Source organism: Arthrobacter sp. NPDC056727, assembly GCF_042790555.1.
GTDB lineage: Bacteria > Actinomycetota > Actinomycetes > Actinomycetales > Micrococcaceae > Arthrobacter.
Window position 1 is genome coordinate 1 of record NZ_JBHTZA010000044.1, and the last position, 16,578, is coordinate 16,578.

The 16,578-nt window shown below is 66.5% G+C and carries 14 protein-coding genes, 1 tRNA gene and 1 rRNA gene; 10 read left to right on the top strand and 6 right to left on the bottom strand.

Going from position 1 to position 16,578, the window contains the following annotated elements:
* From rrf to ACFRAH_RS23705, 3 genes are all read left to right on the top strand, one after another.
* Positions 1–94: ribosomal RNA gene (rrf, locus tag ACFRAH_RS23695) — 5S ribosomal RNA — on the top strand; the annotation flags it as partial.
* 273 nt (positions 95–367) lie between these two features.
* Entirely contained in the window at positions 368–856 is a 489-nt protein-coding gene (locus ACFRAH_RS23700) for a hypothetical protein (RefSeq protein ID WP_377993348.1), read from the top strand.
* 53 nt (positions 857–909) lie between these two features.
* The gene (locus ACFRAH_RS23705; RefSeq protein ID WP_377993359.1) at positions 910–2,280 is read left to right on the top strand and encodes an FAD-binding oxidoreductase; all 1,371 of its coding nucleotides are present in this window, start codon (positions 910–912) and stop codon (positions 2,278–2,280) included.
* A 30-nt stretch (positions 2,281–2,310) separates the two neighbouring features.
* Here ACFRAH_RS23705 and ACFRAH_RS23710 read toward each other — a convergent pair whose 3' ends face one another.
* The 4 genes from ACFRAH_RS23710 to ACFRAH_RS23725 form a co-directional block, all read right to left on the bottom strand.
* A complete protein-coding gene (locus ACFRAH_RS23710) occupies positions 2,311–3,729 on the bottom strand; it encodes a DUF4032 domain-containing protein (protein WP_377993349.1) in 1,419 nt (472 codons plus the stop codon).
* A gap of 172 nt (positions 3,730–3,901) precedes the next feature.
* Positions 3,902–4,984 carry an ABC transporter ATP-binding protein gene (locus ACFRAH_RS23715; RefSeq protein ID WP_102973130.1) on the bottom strand — a complete coding sequence of 361 codons (1,083 nt, stop codon included), beginning with the start codon at positions 4,982–4,984 and terminating at the stop codon, positions 3,902–3,904.
* Between the two features lie 225 nt (positions 4,985–5,209).
* A complete protein-coding gene (gene otsB / locus ACFRAH_RS23720; RefSeq protein ID WP_377993350.1) occupies positions 5,210–6,037 on the bottom strand; it encodes a trehalose-phosphatase in 828 nt (275 codons plus the stop codon).
* Complete coding sequence (locus ACFRAH_RS23725; protein ID WP_377993360.1) at positions 6,027–7,439, bottom strand: trehalose-6-phosphate synthase; 1,413 nt, start codon at positions 7,437–7,439, stop codon at positions 6,027–6,029. Before ACFRAH_RS23725 ends, otsB begins: the two co-directional genes overlap by 11 nt.
* Before the next feature lie 305 nt (positions 7,440–7,744).
* Between ACFRAH_RS23725 and ACFRAH_RS23730 the strand changes: the two genes are divergently transcribed.
* Together ACFRAH_RS23730 and ACFRAH_RS23735 are read left to right on the top strand one after the other, a co-directional pair.
* A complete protein-coding gene (locus tag ACFRAH_RS23730; RefSeq protein WP_377993351.1) occupies positions 7,745–8,635 on the top strand; it encodes a DsbA family protein in 891 nt (296 codons plus the stop codon).
* 148 nt (positions 8,636–8,783) lie between these two features.
* Positions 8,784–8,857, top strand: a tRNA-Thr gene (locus tag ACFRAH_RS23735).
* A 56-nt stretch (positions 8,858–8,913) separates the two neighbouring features.
* Here the strand turns inward: ACFRAH_RS23735 and ACFRAH_RS23740 are convergent.
* Entirely contained in the window at positions 8,914–9,087 is a 174-nt protein-coding gene (locus ACFRAH_RS23740) for a hypothetical protein (protein WP_377993352.1), read from the bottom strand.
* Positions 9,088–9,228, bottom strand: a complete 141-nt coding sequence (locus tag ACFRAH_RS23745; RefSeq protein WP_377993353.1) for a hypothetical protein — start codon at positions 9,226–9,228, stop codon at positions 9,088–9,090.
* Between the two features lie 530 nt (positions 9,229–9,758).
* On the opposite strand from ACFRAH_RS23745, the gene ACFRAH_RS23750 reads away from it, so the two are divergent.
* The 5 genes from ACFRAH_RS23750 to ACFRAH_RS23770 all read left to right on the top strand — a co-directional run bounded on the left by ACFRAH_RS23750 (position 9,759) and on the right by ACFRAH_RS23770 (position 16,228).
* The gene (locus ACFRAH_RS23750; RefSeq protein WP_377993354.1) at positions 9,759–11,510 is read left to right on the top strand and encodes a DNRLRE domain-containing protein; all 1,752 of its coding nucleotides are present in this window, start codon (positions 9,759–9,761) and stop codon (positions 11,508–11,510) included.
* A gap of 105 nt (positions 11,511–11,615) precedes the next feature.
* Complete coding sequence (locus ACFRAH_RS23755; protein ID WP_377993355.1) at positions 11,616–12,707, top strand: hypothetical protein; 1,092 nt, start codon at positions 11,616–11,618, stop codon at positions 12,705–12,707.
* A gap of 10 nt (positions 12,708–12,717) precedes the next feature.
* Positions 12,718–13,530 carry a glycosyltransferase gene (locus ACFRAH_RS23760; RefSeq protein WP_377993356.1) on the top strand — a complete coding sequence of 271 codons (813 nt, stop codon included), beginning with the start codon at positions 12,718–12,720 and terminating at the stop codon, positions 13,528–13,530.
* An 11-nt stretch (positions 13,531–13,541) separates the two neighbouring features.
* The gene (locus tag ACFRAH_RS23765) at positions 13,542–14,825 is read left to right on the top strand and encodes a polysaccharide biosynthesis protein (protein ID WP_377993357.1); all 1,284 of its coding nucleotides are present in this window, start codon (positions 13,542–13,544) and stop codon (positions 14,823–14,825) included.
* On the top strand, positions 14,822–16,228 hold the full coding sequence (locus tag ACFRAH_RS23770; RefSeq protein ID WP_377993358.1) for a hypothetical protein: 1,407 nt from the start codon (positions 14,822–14,824) through the stop codon (positions 16,226–16,228). The genes ACFRAH_RS23765 and ACFRAH_RS23770 overlap by 4 nt, the downstream gene beginning before the upstream one ends.
* Positions 16,229–16,578 lie beyond the last annotated feature (350 nt).

Below are 16,578 nucleotides of genomic sequence, written 5' to 3' on the forward strand. Positions count from 1 at the left end.
AACGCCCGGTCCCATTCCGAACCCGGAAGCTAAGACCCACAGCGCCGATGGTACTGCACCCGGGAGGGTGTGGGAGAGTAGGTCACCGCCGGACACTATTTACGGCTCAGGCCCCGACGATGAACGTCGGGGCCTGACCCTTTTAAGCCCTCGGGTCCAAACACTCCCTGCGTTCAAACCCTTCCTCACTTCCCGTCGCCATTCCACGGGCCCTTCCTCACCTCTCGTCGCCTTTTCCCTAACGCTTCCGCAACCCCGACCCAGAGGTGAGGACGCGTTTGGCGGGAGGCGGCAGGAGCTGAGGAAGCGTCCGGTTTGAGGCGACGGTGAGGTAGCGTCTGGGGTGCGGCCGGTAGAGTTGGTAGCCATGGAAAACCTCTTCAGCCACGCCGCCGGCAGCAACGTGCCCGAGCCCGCAGATGACCTGGACGCCGTCATCTGCACCGTCGTGGTCCCAGGACCTGTGTCGCGCGCGTTCATGGGCTTCACCGACCACACGCATCTCTGGTGGCCCATGGAGACCAACAGCGTTTACGGACCCGGCTCCTATGTGGAGTTCGAGGAGAACCTAATCCTGGAGTCCTCCGACGAGGGCCGGAGCACCACGTGGGGAACCATTGATGACTGGCAGCCCCCGCTGTCCTTCCACGCGTCCTGGTACCCGGGCAGCACCGCACTCTGGTCCACCGAGCTTCGTGTCGTGTTCCGTGGTGTCGCTGAAGGCACCGAGGTGCGGGTGGTCCATGACGGCTGGGAGGGTGCCGAGGATCCTTCCGGCACCCGTGCCGCCTGGGAGAAGGACTGGCCTGAAGTGCTGGAGCGGTACGTGAGGTTCATGGGCGGCGCCGCCGAGTAGAGCGGGGTTTCCGGCACTTAGACTGAAGCCAAGTAAGAGTGAACGGGAGATCCATGGGCAGCATCGCTGACGAACTGACATCAATCCTCGGGCCGGGGAAGGTCCTCCGGGATGAGGCCACCCGTGCAGTGTACGCGGTGGACCAGGCGCCCGTGGTGGACTACCGGCTGCCCGCCGCGGTGGTTCTGGCCGAGACTGTCGACGACGTCCAGGCCACGGTCAAAGCCTGCGCGGCCCGGAACGTGCCCCTGGTGCCCCGCGGCGCCGGGACAGGCGTCTCGGGCGGAGCCCACGCCAGTGAAGGCTGCGTCGTCCTCGGCCTGGAACGGATGAACCGCATTCTGGAGCTCAACGCGGATGACGAGACCGCCGTCGTCGAACCCGGCGTTATCAACGCCGACCTGAACGACGCCGCCGCGGCGCACGGGCTCATGTTCGCGCCGGACCCGGCCAGCTTCAGGATGTCCACCATCGGCGGCAACGTGGCCACGAATGCGGGTGGGCTGCGGTGTGCCAAGTACGGCGTCACCCGCGATTCCGTACTGGCCCTGGACGTGGTCCTCGCGGACGGCTCGCTGCTGCACACCGGGCACCAGACCTTCAAGGGCGTCGCCGGCTATGACCTGACCGGGCTGTTCGTGGGTTCCGAGGGCACACTGGGCATTGTGGTCGGCGCGACGGTCCGGCTGAAGTACCTGCCCCGCGAAGTTCACACCATCGCCGCGTTCTACCCCGATTTCCGGCAGGCGGCGGCCGGTGTGCTCGCCGTCGGCAAGGCGCGCGTGCAGCCGGCCATCATGGAACTGCTCGACGGCGGCTCGCTCGCCCAGCTGGACGATCTGCACGGCTCGGATCTGGCGTCCCGCGGAGCGTCGCTGCTGCTGGTCCAGACCGACGGCTTCGGTGCGGCGGCGGAGGCCGACGTCGTGCGGCAGGTCCTGGCGGCCGGCGGTGCCGTGGTCACTACCGAGGCCAGTGCCGAGGCGGAACAGCTGGTGGAACTGCGGCGGAACAGCCGTGGCGTGGAGGTGGACGACGAGTACCGCGTGGGCGAGGACGTGGCCGTGCCGCGCTCCAGGCTGGTGGACTACGTGGCGGCCCTCGAAGCGCTGGCCAAGGTTCACGACGTCAGCCTGAAGGTGGTGGCCCATGCCGGAGACGGCAACCTCCACCCGACATTCTGGATCGACCGCGTGAACGACGAGGTGGACGCAGGCGCCATGGGCCGTCTCAACAAGGCACTCGACGCATCGATCGTGGCTGCCCTCGAAATGGGCGGCACCATCACCGGCGAGCACGGCGTGGGGCAGTACAAGCTGCGCTGGCTGGGCCTGGAACAGCCCGAGCCGCTCAGGGAACTGCAGCGCCGGATCAAGAACCTCTTCGATCCCGCCGGCATCCTTAACCCCGGCAAGGCGATCTAAAACAGCGCCCGCCAGGGGCCACTGAGCAGCTCAGTCGTCGGCGTCGGGGTACTCGTCCTCGGTCTCATCGGCCCCGTACCGGGACTCCTCGGTTTCCACGGCGAGGATCTTCAGCAGCTCGGTGTCCGGGTTCAGCATGATGGCGGCCTCGTCGCGGCGGTGACGCAGGATGGAGTCGATGTAGGACTGCACGGCCTCGGCCAGGGGGATGTGCCGTTCCTGCTTCTCGGACATGTACCAGCGGTGCTCGAGGACCTCGTGCACGGCCTCGGCAGGTTCGAGCTTGCCGGACAGGTCCCGGGGGATGGAGCGCACGATCGGCTCGAAGATCTGGCTGACCCACAGGTGCGCACTGTATTCCTCGTCCATGTCCGGGTTGTTGTCCGCCCGGAACGTGTCCATGTCATTGAGCAGGCGGCGCGCCTGGTTCTCCTGGGCGTCCAGGCCGGTCAGCCGCAGCAGGCGGCGCATGTGGTGTCCGGCGTCGACAACCTTGGGCTGCAGCTGGATGGTGGAACCGTTCTGGGTGGTCTTGATGGCGTACTCTTCGACATCGAAGCCGAGTTCGTTGAGCCGGCGGATGCGGGCGCCGACTCGCCAGCGCTCACCCAGTTCGAAGGATTCCTTGGCTGTCAGCTCCGTCCACAGCCGCCGGTAGCTCTCCATGATAAGTTCACTGGTGGCCACAGGGTCCACCTTCTCCTCGATCAAACCGCCGTCGAGGAGGTCCATGAGCTCGCCGGCGATGTTGACGCGGGCGATTTCGAGGTCGTACTCGCGCTGGCCGGTGGAGAGGTCCGGGTACAGTTCGCCGGTTTCGGCGTCCACCAGGTAGGCGGCGAAGGCGCCGGCGTCGCGGCGGAACAGGGTGTTGGAGAGCGAGACGTCGCCCCAGTAGAAGCCGATGAGGTGCAGCCGGACCAGCAGCAGCGCCTGGGCGTCGATGAGCCGGGTGAGCGTGTCCTTGCGCAGCATCTGGGAGAAGAGCGCGCGGTACGGCATGGAGAACTTCAGGTGGCGGGTCACCAGGACCGGGTTCAGGGGGCGGCCGTCGGGGGTGGTGCGTCCGGTGATTACGGCGACGGGCTCCACGCAGGGCACGTCCAGCCGGGCGAGCTTGCGGAGCATGTGGTACTCGTGGCGGGCGACGTGCTCGGACGTTTCCTTGATGGCGATGACGGAACCGCCGAGGTGGGCGAACCGCACGATGTGCCGGGAGATACCACGGGGGAGTGCGGCCAGGTGTTCCGCCGGCCAGTCCTCAAGTGCGATGTGCCAGGGCAGGTCGAGGAGCTCGGGGTCGGCGGCAGCGGCCGTGATGTTGAGGTTGCTGGCGACCGAGGTTGCCTTGTCGTCATTGGCGCTGGCTGCTTCGAACCGCGGCAGCTTGCCGATCTGCCCATAGTCGGTGGGTTCGTCGTGCCACTGCGCGTTGTGTTCCTCGGTCATGGGTCAATTCTTCCGTATTTTGCAGGGGGTGCCTAAAGGGCACGGCAGTTAAAGCCCGACGGCGGCCCGTCCAGTCAGGAGGGCCGCCGCCAGTTTTTCGTTCAATTACCTTGGGCCCACGCCGGCAGGGTTCCCTGGCCGAAGCGGAGCGAGGTTAGGGTGCCGGTGCGGATTAGTCGCCCAGGCGCTCACCGGTCTTGGTGTCGAACAGGTGCACGTGCCCGGACTGCGGGCGGACCCAGATGGACTCGCCCTTCATCGGAGGACGGCGGCCGTCGACGCGGGCCACGATGTCGTGGGTCTTGCCGTCCAGCGTCGTGTGCCCGTAGACGTAAGCATCGGCGCCGAGCTCTTCGACGACGTCGACCTCGACCTGGATGCCTTCGCCCTGGGCGGCGGTCTCGAGGTCTTCGGGCCGGGAACCAAGGGTGACGGTCTGGCCGTGCGCCTCTTCAAGGATGTTGCGCGGCACAGGGTAAACGGTGCCGCCGAACTGGACGCCGCCGTCGACCACGGGAAGTTCCAGCAGGTTCATGGCGGGGGAACCAATGAAGCCTGCCACGAAGACGTTCTTCGGGCGGTCGTACAGGTTGCGCGGGGTGTCCACCTGCATCAGCAGGCCATCCTTGAGGACCGCAACGCGGTCGCCCATGGTCATGGCCTCGACCTGGTCGTGCGTCACGTAAACAGTGGTGACGCCCAGGCGGCGGGTGAGGGAAGCGATCTGGGTGCGGGTCTGGACGCGGAGCTTGGCGTCCAGGTTGGAGAGCGGCTCGTCCATGAGGAAGACCTGCGGGTTACGCACGATGGCGCGGCCCATGGCAACGCGCTGGCGCTGACCACCGGAGAGGGCCTTCGGCTTGCGGTCCAGGTACTGCTCGAGGTCCAGGAGCTTTGCGGCTTCGCGGACGCGCTCTGCACGCTCTTCCTTGCTGACACCGGCGATCTTGAGGGCGAAGCCCATGTTGTCCGCCACGGTCATGTGCGGGTACAGCGCGTAGTTCTGGAAAACCATCGCGATGTCGCGGTCCTTCGGCGGAACGTCGGTGACATCGCGGTCGCCAATGAGGATCCGGCCGGCGTTGACGTCCTCGAGGCCTGCGAGCATGCGCAGGGAGGTGGACTTACCGCAACCGGAGGGTCCAACGAGGACCAGGAATTCGCCGTCGGCGATTTCGATGTTGAGCTTGTCAACAGCGGGCTTTTCTGTGCCCGGGTACAGACGCGTAGCGTTGTCAAAAGTAACTGTTGCCACAGTTATCAATCCCTTCACCGGCAGGTACGTGCCGGACGATCCGTTGTGAATGGTTCATGTAATTCAGTTGTGCCCTACATGATGACTCCCCGGCGCGGGCCGAGGAGCATCGAGTGACGCCGCACGGTTCCTGTGCGCCACATCACAAAGAAGAGTATGTCAGGTTAATCGCGAATCGGACAAAATGTTACGGACGTCACATATGAGATGCCCCACAGGGTTCGCTTAGCTCGCGGTAATGGCCTTCCGGCGTTCCCGCAGCAGTGCCTCGAGGAGTTCGGCGATGTGGACCGGTGCCTCCACCCGGAACTGCGCCTGGGTGAAGTCGAGGCCCACCTTCACGCCGACGTCGTCCTGCCCGAGGCGTGCCAGGGCGTCCTCGTCGGTGGTGTCGTCGCCGGCGAACAGCACACCCGTGGCGCCGGTGGCCTGGCGGAGGAAGTCGACGCCCTCGCCCTTGGAGGCGTGCACCACTGAGGTCTCCAGGACGCGCTTGCCGTTCTTGAGGTAGACGCCCGGGCGGTCCTGGAGCGCAGCCCGCGCGGCCGCGACGGCATCCTCGGCGACGTCGTCCGCCGCCAGCCGGGTGTGCAGCACGACGCCGGCAGGCTTCTCCTCCAGGACGGTCCCGGGAGCCACTGCCACGATCTCCGCCAGAACGCTCCTGACCTCGTCGAGCAGCGACAGCTGCTCGGGATCGAGGGTCAGCGGTGCGGAGCCCGGACCCAGCCACGCCTCGGCCCCGTGGCTTCCGATCAGCAGGGTCTCCTCCGGCGGGGAGGCGACCGCACGCAAACTGTCCAGTGCCCGCCCGGAGATGAGTGCCGTCGTCGTACGCGGCAGTGCGGCCAGTTCGGCGAAGGCGGCAGCCGAGCGGGGGAGCGGGCGCGCGTCCCCGGCGTGGTCCACGATGGGGGAGATGGTGCCGTCAAAGTCCATGGCCACCAGCAGCTGCTCAGTGCCGGCGATGCGGCGCACCGCTTCCAGCAGTTCGGGGGACAGTGTCAGCCGGCTGCTTCCGGCCTCTTCGGTGTGCTCTGCCTCAGGAGTCATCGCGGACCACCTTCTCGTTCAGGGCGTTCAGGAAGTCGGCCGACCAATGGTCGACGTCGTGGTCCAGGATCTGCTTGCGCATTGCGCGCATGCGGCGTGCGGCCTCCTTGGGTGTCATATCGACGGCCCGCATCACGGCGTCCTTGAGTCCGTCGATGTCGTGCGGGTTCATCAGCAGCGCCTGCTTGAGCTGGTCCGCGGCGCCGGCGAACTCGCTGAGGACGAGGGCGCCGTCGTTGTTGGTGCGGGCGGTGACGTACTCCTTGGCCACGAGGTTCATGCCGTCCCGCAGGGCGGTGACCAGCATGACATCCGCGGCCAGATACAGGGCGACCATTTCTTCCACCGGGTAGCTGTGGTGCAGGTAGCGCACCGCCGTGTTTTCGATGGTGTCGTAGGTGCCGTTGATGTGGCCCACGGTGCCTTCGACCTCCTCGCGGAGGAGCCGGTACTGTTCCACGCGCTCGCGGCTGGGGCTGGCAACCTGGATCAGTGTCGCGTCGCCCACCTTGAGCTTGCCTTCCTTAAGGAGCTCTTCGTAGGCCTTGAGGCGGTGGCCGATGCCCTTGGTGTAGTCCAGCCGGTCCACGCCCAGCAGGATGGTGTTGGGGTTGCCGAGGTCCTGCCGGATCTGGCGGGAGCGTTCGATGATCTCGGGCTTCTGCGCCAGTTCAGTGATGTGCTGGACGTCGATGGAAATGGGGAAGGCCTGGGCGCGCGCAATGTGGGTGTGCTCGCCGTCGGCATCTTTGACGTGGACCTGCTGCTGCTTGACGCTGGCGCCGAGGAAGCGCCTGGCCGAACGCATGAAGTTGCCGGCGTCGCTGCTGCGCTGGAAGCCCACCAGGTCGGCACCCAACAGCCCGTCGATGATGGCCCGGCGCCAGGGGAGCTGGGCGAAGATTTCCGGCGGTGGGAAGGGGATGTGGTTGAAGAACCCGATTTTCAGGTCCGGCCGCGCATGGCGCAGCATCCGCGGCACCAGCTGGAGCTGGTAGTCCTGCACCCAGACGGTTGCGCCCTCGTCTGCAGTACGGACGACGGCGTCGGCGAACCTTCTGTTCACCGTGCGGTAAGCGTCCCACCAGGTCCGGTGAAACTCAGGCGGGGCGATGACATCGTGGTACAGGGGCCACAGTGTCGCGTTGGAGAAGCCTTCGTAATACAGCTCGACTTCATCGCTGCTGAGCTGGACCGGGACAAGGTCCATGCCGCCGTGGCTGAACGGCTCGACGGTCTCGTCGGCGGCACCGTGCCATCCCACCCAGGCGCCGTCCGTCCTGGTCATCATGGGGGCAAGGGCGGTTACCAGGCCGCCGGGCGAGCGCCGCCAGCCGGAGCCGTCATCGCCGGGCTCGCCCGGTGCGCAACGGTCCACCGGCAGGCGGTTTGAGACCACCATGAAGTCGTACTTGGCGGTGTCCTTGCTGGCCTCCTTGGTGGCGTGCTCGGTGGCTTCTGAGCTGCTGCCGGGCACGGCCGCGCTTTCCGTTTTTGTGTCGGATTTATCGCTTACAGCTCCGTGCATGGGTGCTCCCTCAGGTTGCTTATGGCTTTAATCAACCTTAACGGGCTGGAATCTTCCGGGCCATTCGTCCGTTGGTCAGGCTGAACGAATGCTTGAAAGCGCAAGCTCCGGTGTTCTCCCCTAAACTGGGGGAGTTGCCCCTGGGTGGTCCGCACCTGTCCGCACGACACGAGGAACTGATGAGCCCCGCAAACGAACCCCGCCAGTCCAAAGCAGAACGCACGGCCCAGGCCCGCGAGAAGGCCCGCGAAATCCGCGAGGCACAGCTTAAGAAGGACAAGCGGAACAAACTGCTCATTGGCTGGGGCATTGTGGTGGCCGTCGTGGCCATCCTTGCCGTCATCGCCCTGGTGGTGACCAGCAACATCCGGAACAACGCCCCGGTGGCAGACCAGGGCCCCACGCCTGCCAACGGCAACGTCCATGGTGGCATCACCCTGCTCAAGGGCAGCGAAGTTGCCAAGTCCGCCGCTGCCAACGTGAACGTTGCGGACATTCCGTCGCCGGCAGCCTCGGCGCCGGCAACCGTCACGGCGCCCGGGGCGGAAGCCGAAAAGGGCAAACCGGTCAAGGTGGTCCTCTACATCGACTTCATCTGCCCCGTCTGCAAGAACTTCGAGGCGACGTACAACGAGACCCTGACGAAGCTCCGTGACGAAGGCAAGATCACCGTGGAGTACCGGGCCCTGGGCTTCCTGGACAGCCGCTCCACCACGAACTACTCCTCGCGCGCAGCCAACGCCGCTGCCTGCGTGGTGAACGAGTCCCCGGAGAAGTACTCCGACTTCGTGAACGCGCTCTTTGACAAGCAGCCGGCTGAAGGCAGCGCCGGGCTTTCCGACGACGAGCTGAAGAAGATGGCCACGGACGTCGGCGCCAAGGACATCGGCTCCTGCGTGGAGAACAAGACGTACCGTCCCTGGGTCAAGTACACCACCCAGGAAGCCGCAGCCATTGGCGTGACCGGCACTCCGACGGTCCTCGTTGACGGCAAGCAGTGGGGCAAGGGCGACAGCGCCCAGACCGAATTCCCGGCCTTCGTAGACGCGGCCATCAAGGCCAAGGCCTAAGCGTTCCTCCTGAACAGGGCAGTGGCCCGGTCCCGGATTTTTCCGGAGCCGGGCCACTGTTCGCTTAAGCGCCTGTCCGTTTTTACGGGCGGGCGCTCTGTGGGCTAACCTTATCTAGCGCCGTTGCGGCGCCTGCCCTGACGGGCACGCCTCCTTAGCTCAGTTGGCCAGAGCACCGCTCTTGTAAAGCGGGGGTCGTCGGTTCGAATCCGACAGGGGGCTCTTTTTTGTATCTGTCCTGCGGTCGTGTCCCCGGTTGCTGCCGATTCCTAAGCCGATCAGCAGCAGGCGGTGTTCAGGGGCTTGGAGGAGTACATCAGGGCCGCCGCCACAGCCTTGGAATCGAAGCTGGTCATGCCGGCCATCGCCACGGGAATGGCCGGGTGCAGGGCGGGCTCGATCTTCCCGTCCGTCTCGGCCATGTAGGCGGCACCGCCTTCGTGACGAACCACTTATCTCCGCTTCACGCCGTGGGCCACGAGCGAATCGAGTGCTCCGGAGGCGTTCAGGAGCCGTTCTGTGTCCTGCAGTCCGGAGATGTAGATCCGTGAGGACTTCGCAGACGCCGGCCGGTACGATCTCATCCTGGACATGGAGGGAAACCCGCCGATCCCGCGCCTGCGCCACGCCCTGAATCAGGGACCGCTTCTAGACCTTTGGCGGGCCACGCGACGGACTTCATGAGCTGGCAGCTATCGGCCAGCTCCGAGCAATCTTTCCGGAAACTTACAGATTCTCAACCCCCAAAAACTGGGGCCGGTTCAGGAAAAGCCAAGCTTTTTACAAGTTGTTCAGCTGAACATGTTCCGAGGGGGGAGTGCACGCAAGTTGCCAGGACCGCAGCAGCAGGCGCTTCGATTTCTCGTACCCAATTGGGAGGGTTGCTCGGGACTGGCATAGGCAGACAACTTCAAAAGTGGTGAGGCTAGTGGGCATCCCTAAACATGTCGACGTTCAGCTCCGGGGGGCAACGTTACTGGACTCTGCATTCACTCCTACAGGCGGGAGTGGCAGGGGTCGCAGGACGTCCCGGCTTGGCAGAGTGCGGGGAGGTGGTCGCTCGGCTGGTCCTCACCGGCGCGCGTCGCGGAATCTGGGGCTCCCTGCACTGCTGGGGGCCCTGTTGCTTGCGCTGGGTGTTCTGGTGGTGCCGGTTACGGCGACGGCTGCTGTAGGTGATGTCGGGGTTCAGGGTCTGTCGCATTCCGGAACAGGGACGCCGACGGGTACGAAGCGGCAGACGAATGCGCTGTGGTTCAACGACGGGATCTGGTGGGGGAACCTGTGGGACACTGCTACCTCGGATTTCCATATCTTCCGGTTCAACGCAGCGACGAGCTCGTGGGTCGATACGGGTGTGACGACTGAGACGCGGGCGAACACCCATCATGACGTGTTGTGGGACGGGTCGACGTTGTATGTGGCAAGCTACCGGTTCGTCAACGACGGGCTGCCGGCCGAGCCGAACTTCCCGTCGACGATGCGGCGTTACAGCTACAACGCGAGTACGAAGACATACTCGAGGCTGGGTTCTTCTTCAGACATCAACAACCACAAGGTCGAGACACTGTCTATCGATAAGGATTCGACCGGCCGGGTCTGGGCCACGTGGCAGCAGGGCAACCGGATCTACCTGAATGTCACCGGCACGGATGGCGCGACGTGGGGGACGCCGTTCCCGCATCCTGCGTCGCTGGGCAATGTGTCTGTGGACGATACTTCGGCTCTGATCGCGTTTGGACCCGGCAAGGTCGGTGTGATGTGGAGCCGGCAGGTCGGTGACGCCACCGACGGCATGTACTGGAGCTCCCACGTCGATGGAGGGGCGAACACTTCCTGGACCACTCCTGTGGCGGCGGTGAAGGGGCTGCGCAGCGGTGATGACCATATGAACCTGAAGTGGCTGGACGCCTCGACCGGCCGGGTTTTCGCGGCCATTAAGACGTCGTTCACGTCGGCGTCCCAGCCGCTGATCCAGCTGTTGGCATTCAACGGTACGGCGTGGTCGGCGCACACGATCGCGACCGTGGCCGAGTGCCCGAACCGTGTGATCGTCATGATTGATGAGAGCACGCAGAGATTGCGTACCTTTGCTACCTATCCGAAACCGAGTGGCACGACGAACGCCGGTGTCTGCACCAGCTCAGGCGGTGCGATCTACGAGAAGTCCACACCGTTGGACAGCATCAGCTTCACCACCGCGAAGACGGCCCGGGTCGTGGACGCCGACCAGTATGTCCACAACGTAACGTCGACGAAGCAGAACCTCAACAGTACGGCCTGGGGCACGGCCAACAGCGGCCTGCTGGTGCTCGCCGATGTGAACGCCACCAGCCGGTACTGGCACTATTACGACCCCAGCGGCGGTGCTGGTGGTGGCGGTGGTGGTACGACCGAGACCGTCACGCTCACGGCCACCGCTGACAGCTATGTGTCGAGCGGGACGGCGGGGGCAAACTTCGGCACGAGCACCACGATGCGTGTGGACAACAGCCCGGTGGAGGCCACGTACCTGAAGTTCGACCTGTCGCCGTATGCGGGCAGGACACTGTCGGGCGCGACGTTGCAGTTGCGCAGCGGCGGGAACGGGTCGGCGGGTACGCAGAACGTCAAGCTGGTCGCCACTGACAGCTGGACCGAGAGCGGAATCACGTTCAGCAACCGTCCGGCGCTAGGCACCAGCATCGGCAGCCTCGGCCCGACAGCCACCAATACCAGCTACAGCGTTTCGCTGACAGCCGGCGCGGTGACCGGTGAGCTCGGCCAACAGCTCTCACTGGGTCTGGACTCCGGCAGCAGTGACGGCCTGGAGCTCAACTCCAAGGAAGCCGGCAGCACGGCCGCACCCAAGCTGGTGCTCACACTGCAGAAGTAGGTACACGTTCCCGTGTCGTGGTGAAGCCCTTCACCACGACACGGCCGACACGGTCCACACCAGCACCACCTTCCGACCGACCCACCACCCAGACAGGGGACGATCATGCACACCCGGCAGACCAACGCACTGAACTTCGACATCCACGGCCGCGTCACGATCCGCATCGACGCAAAGGCGCCGGCAGCGGCCCAGCTCAAGACCATGCTGGCTTGTTTCGCCAGTGACACCGAACGGCCGGCCGACGTCGTCGTCGACGACCGGCCGGAGCCGATGTTGGATGCGGGTCTGCTGGAACACGAGCTCCTTTACACGGGGGACAGCGTGCGTTTCCAGGCCGATCGGGTCCAGGTCGTGAGGGATGCAGAGCAATGGCGCATTCACGGGCCGGGAGAGCTGCTGACCACGGTGGTCCCTGTTCTCGATTCCGCCATGGTGGATAGGGGAGCCGCCATGATCCACGCCGCAACGATGGCGTACCGGGGTCACGCGATCGCGCTGCCCGCCGCCGGAGGGACCGGTAAGACCAGCACCGTCGCCAAGCTGATGCGGCGCGAGGGGTGGTCCTTCATGGGCGACGACTGGGCCTTCCTCGCCGAGGACGCCACGCTGCTCGGCTACGCGAAGCCGATGTTTATCAAGCCACACCACCGGGTCATCTACCCGCACCTGTTCGAAGGTGTCCGGAAGCCCCTGGTCCCGTCGCGGTTCTCGGGGAGCGTCGGCCGTCTCACCACAGTGGTCCACCCGTACGTCATCCGTTATCCGCGCCTTGCGGACTTCTCCAGGCGATGGTCGCCGGAGCACCGCATGGTTACGCCGGGGACCGCGTTCCCGGGGCGGGAAGTGACGGCCTCGGCCCCGCTTGCGGCCGCCGTCTATGTCGAGCGCTTCGAGGGTGCCCGGTCCCGGATGGTCGAGCGGACGAACGAATGGATGGTCGACCGCATGCTCGGCAACTTCCACATCGAGATGGCGGGCTTCTCGCAGCGGGTCGTGACCGGCCTGGCGGCCACGTCCGTCGTCCCGTGGCGCGAGCACTTCGCGGCGAAGGGGCTCGTGCTGAGCAAGGCGCTCGACGGACGGCCCTGCCACCTGCTGCAGGTGCCCTCCGCGTACACGGCTGACGAGGCATCGGATGACATCGTCCGGCATCTCGAGCAGCTGCTGCCGTCCGTCCTCGACGAGCAGGCCTGAGGAGGACACAGTGGGTCACAGCCCTGCCGAGGTCACCGCGGTCGTTCCGGCCCGCAACGCCGAGCAGATGCTCCCGCGCTGTCTGGAGGCCCTGCGTCAGTCCGGTGTCGCCGAGATCATCGTGGTGGACGGATTATCGACTGACCGCACCGTCGAACTTTCCCTTGCGGCCGGCGCCCGGGTCCTCAGTGATGAGGGCCGCGGCCTGCCATGGGCTCGAACGCTCGGTGTGCGGAGCAGCAGAACCCGGTGGGTCCTGCTCGTCGACACCGACGTCGTGTTCGGGCCCGCGGGGGTCGCCGACCTGCTCACGGAGCTGGTGGAGGGCGGCTACGATGCCCTCCAGGCCGGTCTGGAGAGTGTCGGTGGACCCGGCTACTGGGGGCAGGCGCTGGCACATCACCACCGCACCGGCCGCAGCCGCAACTGGTTCGGGCTCGTGGCGACAGTCGTCGACCGGGAGCTGCTGCTGGGCGTGGGTTTCGACGACTCATTCAAGTCGGGGGAGGACATCGAGCTGCGCTGGCGGATGCGGCAGTCAGGGCTGCGAACGGCAGTGTCACGCCGGGTCGTCGTCGAACACCGCTTCGCCGCGGACGACTTCGACTTCGCGCTCGACCAGTTCCTCATGGACGGAACGGGTCTGGGACGGATGGTCCGCAAGCACGGGTGGCGCGGCGCGAGGCTGGCGCTGCTTCCCGCCGCCGCGGCAGTCCGGGGCGGCGCCCTGAGCCTCGCCGCGGGCCAGCCCCGGTGGCTGCGCTACTACCTCGCCTTCTGCTGGTACAACTACGTGGGCCTGACAAGGGGTCTCGCGTCGTGATGTCCAGGGGCGTGAGGGCTAAACGTGGTACCGCCGTCGCGGACGCCTCGATCGTCCGGCACTCCGCCCTGCGCAGCTCGCTCGGCCTCGTCGTGGCCAAGGCTGCCCAAACGGGCGCTGGTTTCGCCTTCTGGATCGTGGCCGCGCGCGCGACGTCCGACCGTGAGGTCGGGCTCACCACGGCCGCGGTTTCGGCGGTGATGATCTGCACGCAGCTAGCGGTGCTGGGCGCCGGGTCTGCCGTGATCGTCTCGGTGGGGCGGGGGGAGCCGCCCGCGCGGGTGCTGGACGCGGCGTTCGCCATCGTGGGGGTCGCCGGAACAGCACTGGCCCTCGGCTACCTGGTGCTGCAGTCTGCCGTCGCCCCGGACACGGCGTCGGCATCTGTTCTCTTCTGGCTCACGTTCCTCGTGGCTGCCGTGGCCGGAACCATGGTCATCGTGCTGGACCAGGCGCTCGTGGCGTTGGGACGCGGTGCCAGCGCGACCTCGAGGTATGCGTGGGGCGGCGGGGTCTCCCTCGCGGCTGCAGCACTCGCGGCGTGGCGGGCACCTGGCGCCTCGGCCGACGTTCTGATGGCCTGCTGGACCCTCGGGACGGCCGTGGCGTGCGTCGTCGGGGCGGTCCAGCTGCGAAGACTGGTCGGGTACCGGCCGCGACCGTCCCTGCGCGCGGCGCGCGGCGGTTCACTGCTGGCGCTGGGCATTCCGCACCAGCTCCTCACGCTCACCGAGCGCGCCCCCGGGCTGGTGCTGCCGCTCCTGCTCGCGCACATCGTCGCGCCGGAGGCCGCCGCCTACTGGTATCCGGCGTGGATGATGGCCTGGGCCGCCTACACCGCTCCGGTGCTGATGGGCATCGTCCAGTTCTCCGAGGGTGTCCGCGACGCGGACCGCCTGGTGTCAACCACCTGGGCGAGTCTCCGCTGGTCGCTCACGGTAGGAGGCCTGGGCGCGGCCGTCCTCGTCCTCCTCGCTCACCCGCTGCTCAGTCTGCTGGGGGAGCGGTACGCCGACTCGTCCGCCGGCGCTCTGCGGTGGTTGGCGGCCGGACTGGTACCGTATGCGGTGCTGCAGGCCTACAACGCCGTCTGCCGGGCCCGCGGCCGCTACGCGGAGGCGATCGTCGTCGGCGTGATTCTCGGAACCGCCCTCTGCGCCTCGGCGCTGTCGGCTACCGACAGGGGCGCCAGCGCCATGGCCCTTGCGTGGCTGGTGGTGCTCTCGATCGGGGCCGCGGTGGTCGGCATTAGGCTGGTCGCCGTCCTCCGGCGCGTCACGCAGGACGCGCGATGACCCACACGATCGATGGAGCCGGCCGCACCGGGGGACGCTGGAACCCCCGGTACATGTGGCCGGTTGTGATGTGGCTCGCCCTGATGCTGGTGCTCGTGTTCTTCGGGACCGGAGCCTTCGTGGCGGCCGTACAGGGCGATGCGCTCGCATTCCGTGATCCAGGCATCGTTGACGCCCTCTCGCGCACCCAGGGGATCGACCCCTATATCGAGGGGCACTTTGGCTGGCCGGGTTTGTTCGCCCTCCGAAGTCCGATGAGCCGGAGCACACACCTGGCAGAGGCTCCGTGGCCCGTGGACGATGTACCGGCGCCTCTTCCTTCCACGCCTTCCGGGACTGCCCGCGTGGAACGCGTGGAACGCGCGGGGCAGTGGTGGCTCCTCAGCGACCTCCACCTGGGCGTGTCCGAAGACGACCCGCGGTGCCCCGGCAGAGTGCTGCCCCAGTTCCTGTGCCGCGAGGTGCTCGCCGCCTCAGGTCCGCAGCACGTCGCCTTCGTCGGTGACACGTTCGAGCTGGTCGGTTTCGCCGAAGATGAAAGCCTGGCCCGGCTCGAGTCCATCCTCACCCACCACCCGGACACGTTCTGGGCGCTGCAGGCGTGTGCGGCGCGCGGCGTGCAGCTGCACTTCGTGTGCGGCAACCACGACGCCGAGCTGGCCCGGCCCTCGGTTGCCGCCCGCCTGTCGGAGCTGTTGTCACCCGCCGAGCCGGCGCGGGTCCGGGTGTACCCGTGGTTCCTGCACGTGCCGCACGTGCTCGTGGCCGAGCATGGCCACCAGCACCACGCGCTGCACCGGATGCCCGAGGTGCTCCGCGTGGCGATCAACGGGACCGACGAGCTGGACCTGCCACCGCTCGCCGCCTGGAACGCCGATCCGTCGAGGTCGCCCCTGCGCCGTGCAGGTGCCCTTGTCCGGGCCTGTCTGGCATCCGAGCGGGCCGAACGCCGCGTCCGGAAGCTCGCATACTTCCAGCTGTTGCAGGCCGAGTCACTGCGGCTCGCGCTTGACGAGGTTGCCGTTCGGGACCTGGCGCACCTTTCCCGGTTCCGGACGGTGTCGGCACTCCCGGTCGCCGCAACCCGCATGCTGCTTGCGGCCGCCGGGCGGAGAGTCACCGGTGAGCAGGCCCCTGCCGCAGCGGGCCGGTTCGCACGCACCCTTGAAGCGCACGGTTCCGGGGTGGCCTGGTACGTCTCGGGCCACACCCACCGGGCCCTCGAGGCGGCGCTCGAGGCGTGCCCCACCAGGTACGTCAACACCGGCACGTGGAGTTCGGATGTCCGCGGCCGCGGACCTGACCAGTCGGACCGCCGGGCGTTCCCGTACGTCGTCGTCGACGTCACGCGCGACGGCGCCACCAGCGGCGGGCTCCGGTACTGGCGTCCGGACAGTGCCTGAAGATCATCAGGAAGGACCGGGCAAGCATGGGAAAGCTCATGAGGCACTCTTCACCGCAGCTTTCAGCTGCGGACGAGAAAATGTTTCCCGGCTCCACTTCATAGGCCGGATAGATCTTCGCGGCCAGCGGCTGCCGGCCCCCTTGCAGGCGGCAACTCCGACGACGATGTCCCTGATCTGGAGGAATCTGCCAGCCTCTAGGGGGTGGCGCCCGAGGTCCCGCGGTCCATCCGGGAGGAGTTTTTGTCCACTTGTCACGACTTCCGGGCGGTTTAGGGGCCATTATCTGTACAAAAACTCGGGAAAGCTAAGTGAAGTACGACGCCGGCCGGTCACCTTGTGAGGTGACC